The 13529-nt window shown below is 71.9% G+C and carries 14 protein-coding genes; 7 read left to right on the top strand and 7 right to left on the bottom strand.

The window, feature by feature from the left end:
* Positions 1 to 213 precede the first annotated feature (213 nt).
* Positions 214 to 846 (top strand): LysE family transporter, encoded by a 633-nt coding sequence (locus AB0472_RS37090; RefSeq protein WP_366363308.1) that lies wholly within the window; start codon positions 214 to 216, stop codon positions 844 to 846.
* Positions 847 to 969: 123 nt separating this feature from the next.
* A complete protein-coding gene (locus AB0472_RS37085) occupies positions 970 to 1410 on the top strand; it encodes a nitroreductase family deazaflavin-dependent oxidoreductase (RefSeq protein WP_366363306.1) in 441 nt (146 codons plus the stop codon).
* A gap of 209 nt (positions 1411 to 1619) precedes the next feature.
* Here AB0472_RS37085 and AB0472_RS37080 read toward each other — a convergent pair whose 3' ends face one another.
* Positions 1620 to 2597, bottom strand: coding sequence for a cation diffusion facilitator family transporter (locus tag AB0472_RS37080; protein WP_366363304.1), 978 nt, complete (start codon positions 2595 to 2597; stop codon positions 1620 to 1622).
* 116 nt (positions 2598 to 2713) lie between these two features.
* On the opposite strand from AB0472_RS37080, the gene AB0472_RS37075 reads away from it, so the two are divergent.
* Entirely contained in the window at positions 2714 to 3730 is a 1017-nt protein-coding gene (locus AB0472_RS37075; protein ID WP_366363302.1) for a glutathione S-transferase C-terminal domain-containing protein, read from the top strand.
* Between the two features lie 16 nt (positions 3731 to 3746).
* Positions 3747 to 4052, top strand: a complete 306-nt coding sequence (locus tag AB0472_RS37070; protein WP_366363300.1) for a DUF4235 domain-containing protein — start codon at positions 3747 to 3749, stop codon at positions 4050 to 4052.
* 6 nt (positions 4053 to 4058) lie between these two features.
* On the opposite strand, the gene AB0472_RS37065 is transcribed toward AB0472_RS37070, so the two are convergent.
* Both AB0472_RS37065 and AB0472_RS37060 read right to left on the bottom strand, forming a co-directional pair.
* Positions 4059 to 4451, bottom strand: a complete 393-nt coding sequence (locus AB0472_RS37065) for a VOC family protein (protein WP_366363298.1) — start codon at positions 4449 to 4451, stop codon at positions 4059 to 4061.
* Between the two features lie 54 nt (positions 4452 to 4505).
* Positions 4506 to 5234, bottom strand: a complete 729-nt coding sequence (locus tag AB0472_RS37060) for a TetR/AcrR family transcriptional regulator (RefSeq protein ID WP_366363296.1) — start codon at positions 5232 to 5234, stop codon at positions 4506 to 4508.
* A 128-nt stretch (positions 5235 to 5362) separates the two neighbouring features.
* On the opposite strand from AB0472_RS37060, the gene AB0472_RS37055 reads away from it, so the two are divergent.
* The 3 genes from AB0472_RS37055 (at position 5363) to AB0472_RS37045 (ending at position 10853) form a co-directional block, all read left to right on the top strand.
* Complete coding sequence (locus AB0472_RS37055) at positions 5363 to 6856, top strand: APC family permease (protein WP_366363294.1); 1494 nt, start codon at positions 5363 to 5365, stop codon at positions 6854 to 6856.
* 12 nt (positions 6857 to 6868) lie between these two features.
* Entirely contained in the window at positions 6869 to 8503 is a 1635-nt protein-coding gene (locus tag AB0472_RS37050; protein ID WP_366363292.1) for an amidohydrolase family protein, read from the top strand.
* A gap of 619 nt (positions 8504 to 9122) precedes the next feature.
* Positions 9123 to 10853 carry a hypothetical protein gene (locus AB0472_RS37045; protein ID WP_366363291.1) on the top strand — a complete coding sequence of 577 codons (1731 nt, stop codon included), beginning with the start codon at positions 9123 to 9125 and terminating at the stop codon, positions 10851 to 10853.
* Positions 10854 to 10912: 59 nt separating this feature from the next.
* Here the strand turns inward: AB0472_RS37045 and AB0472_RS37040 are convergent, their stop codons facing one another.
* Genes AB0472_RS37040 through AB0472_RS37025 form a run of 4 tightly spaced genes read right to left on the bottom strand, consistent with a single transcriptional unit; the run spans position 10913 to position 13524 of the window.
* Positions 10913 to 12163, bottom strand: coding sequence for a cytochrome P450 (locus tag AB0472_RS37040; protein WP_366363289.1), 1251 nt, complete (start codon positions 12161 to 12163; stop codon positions 10913 to 10915).
* Positions 12160 to 12765, bottom strand: a complete 606-nt coding sequence (locus AB0472_RS37035; protein WP_366363287.1) for an ATP/GTP-binding protein — start codon at positions 12763 to 12765, stop codon at positions 12160 to 12162. Before AB0472_RS37035 ends, AB0472_RS37040 begins: the two co-directional genes overlap by 4 nt.
* Positions 12746 to 13117 (bottom strand): DUF742 domain-containing protein, encoded by a 372-nt coding sequence (locus AB0472_RS37030; protein WP_366363286.1) that lies wholly within the window; start codon positions 13115 to 13117, stop codon positions 12746 to 12748. The genes AB0472_RS37035 and AB0472_RS37030 overlap by 20 nt, the downstream gene beginning before the upstream one ends.
* Positions 13114 to 13524: a roadblock/LC7 domain-containing protein gene (locus tag AB0472_RS37025; RefSeq protein ID WP_046733906.1), complete on the bottom strand. Its 411-nt coding sequence runs from the start codon at positions 13522 to 13524 to the stop codon at positions 13114 to 13116. The genes AB0472_RS37030 and AB0472_RS37025 overlap by 4 nt, the downstream gene beginning before the upstream one ends.
* Positions 13525 to 13529 lie beyond the last annotated feature (5 nt).

The raw sequence follows: 13529 nt of genomic DNA, 5'->3' as shown, positions 1-13529 counted from the left end.
CGGCCAGATCGCCGCATCGGATGATCTGGCCGAACCGCGTTCGGTCGGGGGACGATTCCGCGCCGAAATTCGCTTGCCGGTGCGGCGGCGCGGGCCCCAGGATCTGCGCATGAACTCTCCTGACGCCACTGCGCCGCTGACCTCCACGACCTTCCGTCGGGTGCGGGTCCAGCAGCAGCCGGGGCGTCCCCGGAGGCCCGAGCCCGCACGCGCGTGACGGCCGCGCTGCTCGCCGGCCTGCTCGCCGGGTACGGCATAGCCGTCCCGGTCGGCGCGGTCGGCACGTATCTAGTGTCCCTCACGGCTCGCACGTCACTGCGGACCGGCGCCTGCGCCGCGCTCGGGGTGGCCAGCGCCGACGGCCTGTACGCCCTGCTGGCGACCGTCGGCGGCGCCGCCCTGGCGGCGGCGCTGGTGCCGGTGCTCGGGCCGCTTCGGCTGGCGTCGGCGCTGGTGCTCGTGGGGCTCGCCGTGCGTGGTGCGGCAGTCGCGCTGCGCCAGTACCGGGAGCGGCGGCTCGCGACCCGGTCCGAGCGGCCGGTACCCGGCCCCGGACGGGCGTATCTCGGCCTCCTCGGGATCACGCTGCTCAACCCCACGACGGTGATCTACTTCGCGGCGCTGGTGGTCGGCACGCGTTCCGCCGATGCGGTGCGGCCGCTGGAGCAGGGGGCCTTCGTCCTCGCGGCCTTCGCGGCGTCCGCGAGCTGGCAGCTCCTGCTGGCCGGCGGCGGGGCGCTCCTCGGCCGCGGCCTGACCGGGCACCGGGGGCGCCTGGTCACGGCGCTGCTGTCGAGCTGCGTGATGCTGGGGCTGGCGGCCCGGATGGTGCTGTCACCGGGCTGACGTCCGGCGCACGCGGCGCGTGGGCGAGATCGCGTCACGGGAGCGGTGTCGTACGGATGATCCGGGGCACTTCGCGTGTTGAATCATGACGTCAGTCTTGGAACCGACGAGGGGACGGACCTCATGCCTCTTGAGGGCGAGTACGAGCCCAGCCCGGCCGCCTGGGTGCGCGAGCAGGTCGAGTTGTACGAGAGCTCGGGCGGAAAGGAGGGCACGACCCTGATGGACACCGGCCTGCCCGTCATCCTGCTCACCACCCTGGGGGTGAAGAGCGGGAAGATCCGCAAGACGCCGCTGATGCGGGTGGAGCACGACGGGAAGTACGCCGTGGTCGCCTCGCAGGGCGGCGCGCCCAAGCACCCGGTCTGGTACTTCAACGTCAAGTCACACCCGGTCGTCGAGCTCCAGGACGGGCCGGCCAAGCAGGACATGACCGCTCGCGAGGTCACCGGCGCGGAGAAGGCCGAGTGGTGGGAGCGGGCGGTCGCGGCGTATCCGCCGTACGCCGACTACCAGAAGAAGACCAGCCGGGAGATCCCGGTGTTCGTACTGGAACCCAAGTAGCCGGAACCCGGTAGCCGGAACCGAAACAGCCGGAACGGAGGTGGCCGGAACCGGAACGGTCGTGTCCGATGCGGCCGGAACCGGAGCGGCCGGAACCGCGGCACGGGGAATTGGCGGTTCCGGGAATTCAATCCGGCCGGGGACCGGCGGAATTTAGAAAAATCTGTTTCCGGGAGGCATGAACCGGCTTCGGGCCGGGCAGCCGAATATCAGGCCCCGCCGCGTTCCCCCGTCGCGGCGGGGCTTTCTCGTGCCTCCTGCGCGGAGCGGTCGGTCACGTCCAGGAAGACCTGGTCGGTCTCGTGGAACGTGTCGGTGAGGGCCCCCTTGATGCGCACCAGGACCTCCTCCACCTCCTCGCTGTCGAGACCGGGCACCAGGTCGATCCGGGCCGCGACCAAAGTCGACTCCAGACCCATCTGCATCGTGAACAGCGCCTCCACGCTGTCGATCTCGGGCTCTGTCTCCAACTGCTCCCGGATCCTGGCGCTGAGCTCCGGATCCGCGGCCTCCCCGATCAGCTGGTCGCGGGCCTCGGCGCCCAGCCGGTAGGCGACGAACACCAGCAGGGCACCGATCGCCAGCGAGGCCGACGCCTCCCAGGCCACCTGCCCGGTCACCATGTGCAGCACCATGCCGACGATCGCGAGGCAGACGCCGAGCACGGCCGTGCCGTCCTCGGCGATCACCGTGCGCAGTGCCGGATCCCGCAGCCCCCGCGCCTCCCGGCGGGCCTGGTACAGCGCCCGGAGCAGGGAAGCGCCCTCGGCGAGCAGGGCGACGCCCAGCACGACGAGGCCGGCCACATAGCCGCCGAGCTGTTCGTCCGCGCCGTTGCGCAGTGCCTCGATCCCCTGGAAGAAGGAGAAGCAGCCGCCCATGACGAAGATCCCGACGGCCGCGAGCAGGGCCCAGAAGAAGCGCTCCTTGCCGTAGCCGAACGGGTGCCGGGCGTCGGGCGGGCGGCGGCTGCGGCGCAACGCGGCCAGCAGGAACACCTCGTTCAGGCTGTCGGCGACGGAGTGCGCGGCCTCGGACAACAGCGCGGGCGAGCCGGCGACGACTCCGCCGACGGCCTTGGCGACCGCGATCACCAGGTTGGCGGCGAGCGCCACGAACACGGTGACCCGGGTCCGGCGGTCGGCATACGGCTGTTCCGATCGGTTCTGCGACGGTGTACTGCTCACGACCGCCGACTGCCCCGACGCGTGCTGATCACTCCGTGCGAGAGGCGGAAATGGGGGAACGCATTCCCTCAGGGCCGCCGGTCGACCATGGGGCGGCCCCCGGGCAAGGAGGACGCATGAGCGGCGGCGACGGCAACAGCGCGCTGGGACACAAGGCATTCAAACGGTCCACCAGTCACTTCGCGGACCGCATCACCGCGGACGGACGGGGCGGCTGGCCGGTGGCGGCCGGACGCTACCGGCTGGTGGTCAGCCGGGCCTGCCCGTGGGCGAGCCGGGCGGTGATCTCCCGGCGGCTGCTCGGCCTGGAGGACGCCCTGTCGCTCGCCGTCACCGACCCGATCCAGGACGACCGCAGCTGGCGTTTCACCCTCGATCCCGGCGACCGTGACCCGGTGCTCGGCATCCGGTACCTCGGCGAGGCGTACGACCGCCGGGAGACCGGCTACCCCGGCGGGGTGAGCGTGCCCGCGGTCGTGGACGTGCCGAGCGGGAAGCTGGTCACCAACGACTACCAGCAACTCACCCTGGACCTGGCCACCGAGTGGACGGCACTGCACCGGGACGGCGCGCCGGACCTGTACCCGGCACGGCACCGGGACGAGATCGACACGGTGATCGCGGAGGTGTACGAGGACGTCAACAACGGGGTCTACCGTGCCGGGTTCGCGCCGGAGCAGAAGACGTACGAGGAGGCGTGCGCCGGGGTGTTCCGGCGGCTGGAGCTGCTCGCCGGGCGGCTGGCCGGGCAGCGCTACCTGGTCGGGGACACGATCACGGAGGCCGACATCCGGCTGTTCACCACGCTGGTGCGGTTCGACGCGGTCTACCACGGCCACTTCAAGTGCAACCGCTACAAGCTCGCCGAGAGCCCGGTGCTGTGGGCGTACGCCAGGGACCTCTACCAGACACCGGGATTCGGTGACACCGTCGACTTCGACCACATCAAGCGGCACTACTACCAGGTCCACACCGGGATCAACCCGACCCGTGTCGTGCCCCTCGGTCCGGATCTCGCCGGGTGGCTTGCGCCCCATCACCGCGAGGAGCTCGGCGGCCGGCCCTTCGGGGACGGGACGCCACCCGGCCCGGTGCGGGCGGCCGAGGAGGTCGCGGTCGCCGGACGGCCCTGAGAACACGGAGGCAGGCATGGCCAGGACCAGGAAGAAGCTGAAGCTCCCGCTCGTGTACGCACCCCTCGGTCTCGTGCTGAGCTGGGCCGGCGGGGCGCTGGGCGCGCTGGCCTTCCGCCGGACCTGGAAGGCGCTGCGCGGCGAGGACGACGCGCCGGACGCGCTGGACCGGGACCGCGGCTGGGGCGAGGTGCTGCTGGCCGCGGCGGTCCAGGGCGCGGTCTTCGCGGTGGTGCGCAGCGCCGTGGACCGTACCGGCGCGACGGCGATAGAGCGCTCCACCGGGGTGTGGCCGACGGTGGGCGGGGGCGGCCGGGACTGAGCGGTCTCAGCCCTGCTTGGGCGCCGAGGGCGGCACCAGGCGCAGGGTGAAGGAGTGTCCGGCCGGGTCGGCGTACCCGCGTTCCTCGTACGGCCCGGCCGGGTCCTTCGTCTCGATCGGACGTCCGCCGAGGGCGACCACCCGGCGCTCGGCCTCGTCGAGGTCCCGGACCAGGAAGTCGAGATGGGCCTGGAGCGAGTTCTCGGGCCGGGGCCAGCTCGGCGGGGTCGCGTTGACGTCGCGCCGGAAGGCGATCCGGAAGCCGTCGGCGGTCCGGATCTCGACCAGGTTGGCCGAGGCCTCGCCGTCCTCACCGTCCAGGAACTCCCGGTAGAACTCGGCGAGTTTCTCGGGTTCTGCGCAGTCGAGCACCACGACGGCCGCGGTCACCAGTGCCATGTCTTCCTCCCTCGGCAGGTTCTCCCGGCACACGTCTGTCCCCGATCGGCCGGTTCAGTCGCCCACCGGCCGGCTCCCGTTGCCCGGTCGGGCCAGCCGGGCTTCGGCAGCCGTCAGCAGCAGGTCGAGGGCGGCCGGATAGGAGCTCCCCCGCATCGAGGCGACGAGATGGCGGGCGGTGGCCGCGATGTTCGGGTGGCTGGTGGCCGGCAACCGGGCGTAGGTCGCCCGCCACACGTCCGCCTCGGCGTCCCGGGCGGCCCTGGGCAGGGCGGTGTTGGCGGAGTCGAGGGCGCCGTACGCGAGGGCCTGGTCGACGAAGGCGTGGTAGACGCGGACCGCCTCGGCGTCCGGGAAACCGGCGTCGCGGAGTATCCCGAGGATGGACTCGACGGCCTGGATCTCGTACGTCCGTCCCGTCACCCGGTGGGCGCTGAGCACCGCGGCCCGGGGGTGGGCGAGGGCGCCGGCGTGCATCCGCAGGCCGAGGTCGCGCAAATCGGCGCGCCAGTCGCCGGTGGGCCGCCAGGCGCGCAGGGTACGTCCGATCAGTTCGTCGGCGACGGCGAGCATCAGGTCGTCGGTGTGCCGGAAGTAGCGGTAGAGGGAGCTCGGGTCGGCGCCCAGGGCACGCCCGAGGCGGCGCACCGACAGGGCGTCGGCACCGTGCTCCTCGATCAGCCGCATCGCGGTCTCGACGATCAGCTCCTCGGAGAGGACCACGCCCTGCTTGGTGGGGCGCCGGCGCTGCCGGGCGGCGGCCGGGACGACGCGTTCGCTCAACGGACCTCCTCCTGACGTGCGGGCACCTTATGACAACACCGTTGACCTGTGAAGGGCACCGGCAGTTTCATGTCCCGTCACCGGGGCCGACCAGTCCGGCCCCCAGGTGCGAGCGGAGTGTGCCGGCCATGACCGACCAGCCCTACCCAGCGGACCCCCCTGAGTTGCGCAGATCCCTCGGCGTCCTCGACGGAGTAGCGGTCGCGGCGTCCAGTACGGCCGCCACCACCAGCATCGGCATCGGTCTGGGGGTGACTGCCGGGGTGGTCGGGCTGCATCTCCCGGCCATCATGCTGCTGGCGTTCGTGCCGGTCCTCGGCATCGCGGGCGCCTACTCCCGGCTGAACCGGGTGGAGCCGAACGCGGGCAACGGCTACGTGTGGGTGGGCCGTTCGCTCAATCCGTGGCTCGGCTTCCTGGTCGGCTGGGTGAACATCGTGGCGACGGTGGCCTTCCTCGCGTACACCACGGCGGTCACGGGATCGGCCCTGCTGCAGCTGGCGGGCGAGGCCGGGGTGCACCGGGTCGGCTCGCTCGCCCTCGACCCCGGTTCGACGGCGCAGACCACGGTGCTCGGGATCGTGGTCCTGGTCGCCGTCACCCTCACCGCCGTGACCGGCATCCGCACCGCCGCGCGCCTGCAGACCGGACTGCTGGTCTTCGAGTACGCGGTACTGCTCGGGTTCTGCGGTTACGGCATCGTCGAGGGGCCGCACCCCTTCAGCCTGAGCTGGTTCGACCCGTTCGCGATCCCGTCGGCCACCGCGCTCGCCCAGGGCCTGCTGCTCTCGGTGTTCTGCTACTGGGGTTTCGAGGCCGCGTTCAGCGTCAACGAGGAGGTCCGCGACCCGCGGGACGCCTCCCGGGCCGGGCTGATCACCCTGGTGACGATGCTGGGGCTGTTCCTGCTCGGCTCGGTGGCCTTCCAGCGGGTGCTGTCGGAGCGGGAGCTGGCCGGTCACGGTGCCGAGGGACTGGCGTTCTTCGGCGACCGGCTGGCCGCACAGCCGTGGGCCGCGCTGCCGCTGGTGGCGCTGATGTTCTCGGCGGTGGCCTCGCTGCAGGCCGGGGTGATCCCGACGGCCCGGGGCATGTTCGCGATGAGCCGGGACCGCACCCTCGGGCCGGTGTGGTCCAGGGTCAGCGCCCGGTACGGGACCCCGGCGGCCGGCACGCTGCTGATCGGCGCGCTGGCCACGGCGGTCGCCGGGCTCGCCCTGGTGATCCCGCGGCTCGCCGACATGATCATGGCGACCGTGAACGCGGTCGGCATCGTCGTCGCCCTGTCGTACGCGCTCACCGCGCTCGCCGCCGCCGCGCGCTTCCGCTCCCTGCTGCGCGAGGACTGGCGGCAGGGGCTGCGGGCCGTGGTCCTTCCGGCGCTCAGCGCCCTCGCCCTGCTGGGTCTCGGCGGCTACCTCGGCTGGTCCTTCTACACCTCCGCCGACCACTTCGAGGTCAGCGCGGACAACGGGTGGTTCCTGCTGGCCACCCCGCTGGCGATGATCGTGTCCGGGTTCGTCGCGGCCGGCTGGGCGAAGTACGTGCGCCGCTCGCCGTACTTCCGCACCGGCGAGGGCACCGACGCCGACGCCCCCGAGCTGCTCACGACCCCCAACTGAGGAACAGGAAACATGCACGCAGATCTGCTCTTCACCGGTGGCCGCGTCCTCACCGACGAGGACCCCACGGCCACCGCCGTCGCCGTCACCGGTGAGCGCATCACCGCCGTCGGCTCCGCCGCGGAGCTGCGGGAGTTCGCCGGGCCGCGCACCGAGGTGGTCGACCTCGCCGGGCGGCTGCTGCTGCCCGGGTTCCAGGACGCGCACGTCCATCCGGTCCCGGCGGGCCTCGAACTGACCCAGTGCGACCTGTCCGGGCTGCGGACCGCGGCTCAGACCGTAACCGCCGTACGCGCGTACGCCGACGCGCATCCCGAGCGGGCCTGGATCCTGGGCGGCGGCTGGTCCATGGAGGCGTTCGAGGGCGGCACGCCGACGAAGGAGCTGCTGGACGCCGTCGTACCGGACCGGCCGGTGTACCTGCCCAACCGCGACCATCACGGGGCGTGGGTCAACAGCCGGGCGCTGGAGCTGGCCGGCGTCGACCGCGACACGCCCGACCCGGCCGACGGGCGGATCGAGCGGGACGCCTCCGGCGCGCCGGGCGGCACGCTCCAGGAGGGCGCGATGCAGCTGGTCGGCCGGCTCGCCCCGCCGGCCGGCCAGGCGGACCGGCTGACGGCGCTGCTGCACGCGCAGCGCCATCTGCACGCGCTGGGCATCACGGCCTGGCAGGACGCGCTGATCGGGGACTTCCTCGGCATGGACGACCCGGCGTCGGCGTATCTGGCGGCGGCCCGGGACGGCTCACTGACCGCGCGGGTGGTCGGGGCGCTGTGGTGGGACCGGGAGCGCGGGGCCGAGCAGATCCCCGAACTCGTCGATAAGCGGGCCGCGTTGAGCCATGGCAGGTTCCGGGCGGGCACGGTGAAGCTGATGCTGGACGGGGTCGCCGAGAACGGCACGGCGGCGCTGCTCGACCCCTACCTGGACCAGTGCGGCTGCGCGACGCGCAACCGGGGCAAGAGCTTCATCGACCCGGCGCACCTCCCGACGTACGTGACCGAGTTGGACGCCCTCGGCTTCCAGTGCCACTTCCACGCGCTCGGCGACCGGGCCGTACGGGACGCGCTGGACGCGGTCGAGGCGGCACGGGCCGCCAACGGGATGAGCGACACGCGGCCCCACCTGGCGCATCTCCAGGTCGTGCACCCCGCCGACATACCGCGTTTCGCCCGGCTCGGCGCCACCGCCAACATCCAGGCGCTGTGGGCCGCGCACGAGCCGCAGATGGACGAGCTGACGATCCCCTTCCTCGGCTCGGAACGGGCCGGGCGGCAGTACCCGTTCGGGTCGTTGCTGCGCGCCGGGGCGCGGCTCGCGGGCGGCAGCGACTGGCCGGTGAGCAGCCCCGACCCGCTCCAGGGCATCCATGTCGCGGTGAACCGGGTCGAACCGGGCGGTGACGCGCCGGTGTTCCTGCCGGCGGAACGGCTGGAACTCACGGCGGCGATGAGGGCGTACACGGCCGGTTCGGCGTACGTGAACCACCTCGACGACACCGGGCGGGTGCAGGTCGGCATGCTCGCGGATCTGGTGGTCCTGGACCGCGACCCGTTCGCCGGGCCCCCGGAGTGCATCGCGGACGCGTGCGTCGCGCACACATACGTCGGGGGCGCGCGAGTGTACTCGGCTCAGGAGGCATGAGCAGTAACACACGTCACGGCCAGGTCACGCGTAGATCATTTACGCTCTGGGCAGCCTCGTAGCGCTTCACGGCTCAACATTCGAGCCACGAAGGCCAGTTCGAGTGCACGGGTGGCCGACAGGCCACCCTTTCGCAGGGACGGGGGGACTCTGCGCACTGTCGCCCGAAAGGAAACACATGCCTCAGGACGCCACCTCCGACCTGCCCTTCGAGTCCCCCGCCGGTGAGCATCCGGAGTCCGCGCGCCCGTCAGCCGCGCCGGCTCCGGCCCATGGACCTGGGGCGCGGCCACAGCAGCACTGCTGAGGCCGCGCCCCAGGTCCTCGTCGTGCGGCGCGAACGCCGCGACGAGGGCGGGCCGTTCCCAAAAGCGCGGCGGCGCCGAGGACGCGTCCGCCGTGGACCGGCGCGCCCCGCCGGGCCACCCGCCCCGCTCCCGGCCACCGACGCAGCGGTCCTGCCCCTCTCGGCCGTGCACGGCAGGAGCCGGGTCCGGTCGCATGCGTCCGGCCGTCCGGCGAGGCCCTCACGGAAGGGGCCGGCCGTTCGCGGACACGACCTCCGGCGACCGTAGCCGACCGATTCCGTTGTCATGACCACAACTTGAAGGAGATCGCTGTGAACACCCGAGGCGTAGGTGCTGTTCCGAAGGCGTCCGCCGACAGCCTGCTCCCGGCGCAGCCCGGCGCCCAGTTCCGGCCCACGGAGGCGGCGAACGCCCTGGCCGGCCTCTTCGTGCAGCGCACGAACGGAAGCACGGACGCCTACCGGAACCTCCAGAACGCCGCCCGGCAGCGGCTGGACGCGCTGGGATCCAGCCGCTCCGGCATCACGCTGCATCTGGCGGGCGCCCTCCACCAGGCGCCGCGCGAGTTCCTCCCGCCCGACGAGGAGGGCCTTGCCAGGCTGCGGCACCTCGACACCAGCCTGCGCATGATCGAGGCGGCCTTCCCCGAGGTCGGCGCCGACGCCGAGATCTGCCGCCTGACCTGCGCCATGCTGGAAGGGGCCTGGCGCAGCCGGGCACTGGCCCCGCCGCATGCGGAGGAGCCGACCACCGCCTGCACCTGCCCGCTCTGCCGCCGGCTGCCCGCACCTCCCGCGCGCACGCCGGACGACTACCGCTGGCGGCAGAGCGCCGGCCGTCCCCTCGCCGTCAAGACCTGGCCGTACCGCCGGGAGCTCGACAGCGTTCTGACCGGTGGCTGGTCCTGGACCCGCCAGATGAACGACCTGGAGCGCGATCTCGGCCACCGCCACCGCTTCGAGGACGACATCCTCGTCTTCCACGAGTACAAGCGCGTGATCGAGACCATCGACACCACGCGCCTCACCCAGCACGTCGAGGACCGCCTGGCCGAGAGCTTCAGCACCAACAGCGCGCGGGCCCTGGTCTCCGGACTCTTCGCAGCCCACAAACGGTCCGTGGACGAGTACTGGCTCCGGCAGCACGACGCGGGCAGCGTCACGCTCCCCCAGACCAACCCGCTGGGCCACGGCTCCTACTCGGTCCTGCAGATGCTGGACTGCCTGTTCTGGCACGTCGCCCCGGACACCGAACTGTGGCAGGAGGAGAACCTCGCCTCCCTGCTGCTGTGCCGTGTCATCGACGACATGGCCGACGTCCGGGCCGACGCTCTCACCGGAGAGATCAGCAACTTCTGGCTCGCCGAGATGCCCACCCACACCAAGGCCTTCTACGCCGCCTGTGCGATAGCCCTCGTCAAGTACGGCTGCACGCCCGAGGCGCACCGCCCGATGTGGAACACCTGGCTGCTGACCACCACCGTCGTCTGGATGGGGCTCACGGGACGGCACGCCCTGTGGTTCGACGGCATCACCGAGGGTCTCCCGCCGGCCGAGGGGTGCGCGCTGTGCGACCTGCAGCCCAACGCGTGCACCGGCATCCTCACCCACGGAACGACCCTCACCATCGCCCCGCGGCCCACCGTACCGGCCCTGAGCCCCCGGACCGCCGAGCTGTCCGCACGCTGCCGGGCCCAGCACCCCGTGGCGTGGCCCCTCTTCGACGCCGAGCTCCACGCCTTCGAGGCGGTGCACGGCCCCTGGCACGGCGACACCGACAACGCCTGGGAGATCCTGCGCCGCACCTACATCGCCGCCGTGGAGGCGTCCGGCGCCGCGGCGTCCCCGGAGCGCGCCCGTCAGGTCCAGCAGGACGCCGGTGCGGTGGGAGCGGAAAGGTTTCACGCCCTGCACGACCCGGTGACCGGCCGGGAGGACACCACGCTGCTCGCCTACATGTTCGGCTGTGCGCACCCGCATTTCCTCTGGAACGCCACGGGCTACCGTCCCACGGAGGTCGCGGGCGACTGGCTCGACGGCTGACACCCCGACACGCCGTTGCCCGGTCGGGTCGACCCGACCGGGCAACGGCGTGTCCGGACCTACACCGCGAACTCGACCGGCAGGCTGTCCAGCACGGACATCCAGGTGGACGCGGTCGCGGTGAGCTCCTCCGCCGGCACGGCCAGACGCAGGCCGGGCAGCCGGTGCAGCAGGACGTCCACCGCGATCTGGATGATGGACATTCCGATGCTCTGCCCGGGGCACTCGTGCGGGCCGGCGCTGAAGGCCAGGTGCGACTCGTTGCCCTGCACCGAGACGTCCGGGTCGGGCCGGATCTCGGGGTCGAGGTTGCCCGGCGCGAGACCGAGGACGAGAAGGTCACCCTCCTCGATGCGGTGGCCGCCCAGCTCGACGTCGCTGACGGCGAAGCGCCCCGGCAGCACGGACAGCGGCGGGGAGTTCCACATGACCTCCTCCACCAGCGAGGTGATGGTCAGCTGACCGCTGGTCAGGCCGGAGAGCCGCGAGGCGTCCGTGAGGACGAGCTGCAGCACCCGGGCCAGCAGATTGCTGGTCGTGCTGTGCCCGGCCACCAGCACCAGACGCAGATGGCTCACGACCTCGTCGCGGTCGAGGGCCGCGTGGTGCTCCAGCAGGCCGGTGGTGAAGTCGGAGCCGGGCTCGGCCCGCTTGCGGTCGACGACGTCGCCGAGGATGTCCTTGATGATGCCGTCGTGCACGATCGCGTCCTCGCCGCCCTGGAACAGCAGGGCGCTGGACTCGACGAGCCGGCGCCCCTCCGCCTCGGTGAGGCCCAGGATGCGGGTGAGGATCAGCATCGGCAGGTACCCGGCGTAGTCCGCCACCAGGTCGGCGCGACCGTCGGCCGCGAACGCGTCGATCTGCTTGTTGGCGAAATAGGTGGCATGGCGCCGGATGCCGCGGCTCACGGCTGCCTGGAGCCCGTCGTTGACGGCACCGCGCAGCCGGCGGTGAGCCTCGCCGTCCTGGGACACGCAGTCCGGACGCCAGGCGACCATCGGAACCAGCGGATGGTTCTCCGCGACCCGGCCCTCCTGCCAGTCCCGCCAGATCCGCGCGTCCCGGGCGAACTGGCGGGGATTGTCGAGCACCCGCCGGCTGTCCCGGTAGCCCAGCACCAGCCAGGCGTTGACGTCGCCCTCCAGCAGCACCGGCGCGACGGAGCCGTGCTCCTTGCGCAGCCGCTCGTAGATGCCGAACGGGTCGGTCGCCGCCTCGGGCCCGTACAGCCGGGCAGGTTCGGGAGAGCCGTGCGCGACCGGGCAGCCGCGGGGGGCGTCGGGAGTGCCGGGGCTCTGGTCGTTCATCGGGGCTCCAGGGCGACGGCGGAGCGTTCCTTCAAATGACGTATCAGGGCGATCAGTACGTCACGGCTGGAGGCCCGGTCCCGGGCGTCGCAGGCCACGATCGGGGTGTGCGGGGAGATGTCGAGGGCGTCCCGGATCTCCTCGATGGGGTGTTCCTTGCAGTCGGGGAAGACGTTCAGAGCGATGACGAAGGGCACGTTCTGCCGCTCCATCTCCTCGATCGCCCGGAAGCTGGAGGCCAGCCGCCGCGTGTCCACCAGGACGATCGCACCGAGCGCGCCCTTGAACAGGCCGTTCCACAGGAACCAGAACCGTTCCTGTCCGGGGGTGCCGAACAGGTACAGCATCAGGTTCTCGTTGATGCTGATCTTGCCGAAGTCGAGGCTGACCGTGGTCTCGGCCTTGTCCGCGACGCCGATGAGGTTGTCGACGCCGACGGTGGCCTGGGTGAGCGTCTCCTCGGTGGTGAGCGGCCTGATGTCGCTGACGGAGCGGACCATGGTGGTCTTCCCGGTGCCGAACCCCCCGGCGATCATCACCTTGACCGAACGGGTCCCCCCGGCACCGGGGTCGCCGGGATGGTCAAAGCCTTTCAAGTCCACTGAGTACCTCCTGGAGGAGCGCGAGGTCAGGCCCGCGTCCGGCGCGGTGCGCCGGAATGGGATCACGGGCTTCAATACGGCCTGCGTCCAGCAGATCCGCCAACAGCACCGCGAGAATGTTGAAGGGCAATCCGAGATGGGCGGTGAGTTCGGCCACCGACAGCGGATCACGGCAGCGCCGGACTATCTCCTCGTACTCGTGCTGCATCCCCTGGACCGGGGCGGTCCGGGAGACGACGAGGGTGGCCACGTCGAGGCTCGACGCCGACCCGCCCGGTCCGCTCCGTCCCCCGGTGAGGACGTAATAGCGTTCGAGACCGGACGGATCCGACGGTCGGCGGGGAGCACTCATCCAGAGTGCTCCTCCAGGCGCGGAGAGGTGCCGAGCAGCTCGCCCATCCGCCTGGACAGGTCCCGCATCTGATGGCCGAGCAGCCCCTGGTCGAGTCCTTCGCGGGCGAGGACCCCGAGATACGTCTCCACACCGGCCCGCACGACGAAGAGGTGACCGCCGTCGACCTCGATCATCGCCAGCCGCAGCTGCCCCGCGTACTTGGGGAACTGCTCGGCGACCGGCTGGGCCAGGGCCTGCAGCCCGGCCACCACGGCCGCGAAGCGGTCCACGTCGTCGGGGTCCTCGGCACCAAAGGAGGTGATGGCCTTGCCGTCGCTGGAGGCCACGAGGGCGAACCGGATCTCCGGGATGCTCTCCACCAGATCACGGAGCGCCCAGCTCACGTCGGTTCCCTGTTGCGTCATGTGGA

Source organism: Streptomyces sp. NPDC086777 (assembly GCF_040702065.1).
Lineage (GTDB): Bacteria > Actinomycetota > Actinomycetes > Streptomycetales > Streptomycetaceae > Streptomyces.
The sequence above is the reverse complement of the archived record's forward strand: the minus strand, read 5'-3'. Positions and strand labels throughout refer to the sequence as shown.

Bases quoted from the DNA above. Each gene is read 5' to 3' on its own strand.
- AB0472_RS37040 (WP_366363289.1), bottom strand. From the start codon at position 12,163: ATGAACGACCAGAGCCCCGGCACTCCCGACGCCCCCCGCGGCTGCCCG.
- AB0472_RS37075 (WP_366363302.1), top strand. From the start codon at position 2,714: ATGAGCGGCGGCGACGGCAACAGCGCGCTGGGACACAAGGCATTCAAA.
- AB0472_RS37025 (WP_046733906.1), bottom strand. From the start codon at position 13,524: ATGACGCAACAGGGAACCGACGTGAGCTGGGCGCTCCGTGATCTGGTG.
- AB0472_RS37070 (WP_366363300.1), top strand. From the start codon at position 3,747: ATGGCCAGGACCAGGAAGAAGCTGAAGCTCCCGCTCGTGTACGCACCC.
- AB0472_RS37030 (WP_366363286.1), bottom strand. From the start codon at position 13,117: ATGAGTGCTCCCCGCCGACCGTCGGATCCGTCCGGTCTCGAACGCTAT.
- AB0472_RS37055 (WP_366363294.1), top strand. From the start codon at position 5,363: ATGACCGACCAGCCCTACCCAGCGGACCCCCCTGAGTTGCGCAGATCC.
- AB0472_RS37050 (WP_366363292.1), top strand. From the start codon at position 6,869: ATGCACGCAGATCTGCTCTTCACCGGTGGCCGCGTCCTCACCGACGAG.
- AB0472_RS37085 (WP_366363306.1), top strand. From the start codon at position 970: ATGCCTCTTGAGGGCGAGTACGAGCCCAGCCCGGCCGCCTGGGTGCGC.
- AB0472_RS37065 (WP_366363298.1), bottom strand. From the start codon at position 4,451: ATGGCACTGGTGACCGCGGCCGTCGTGGTGCTCGACTGCGCAGAACCC.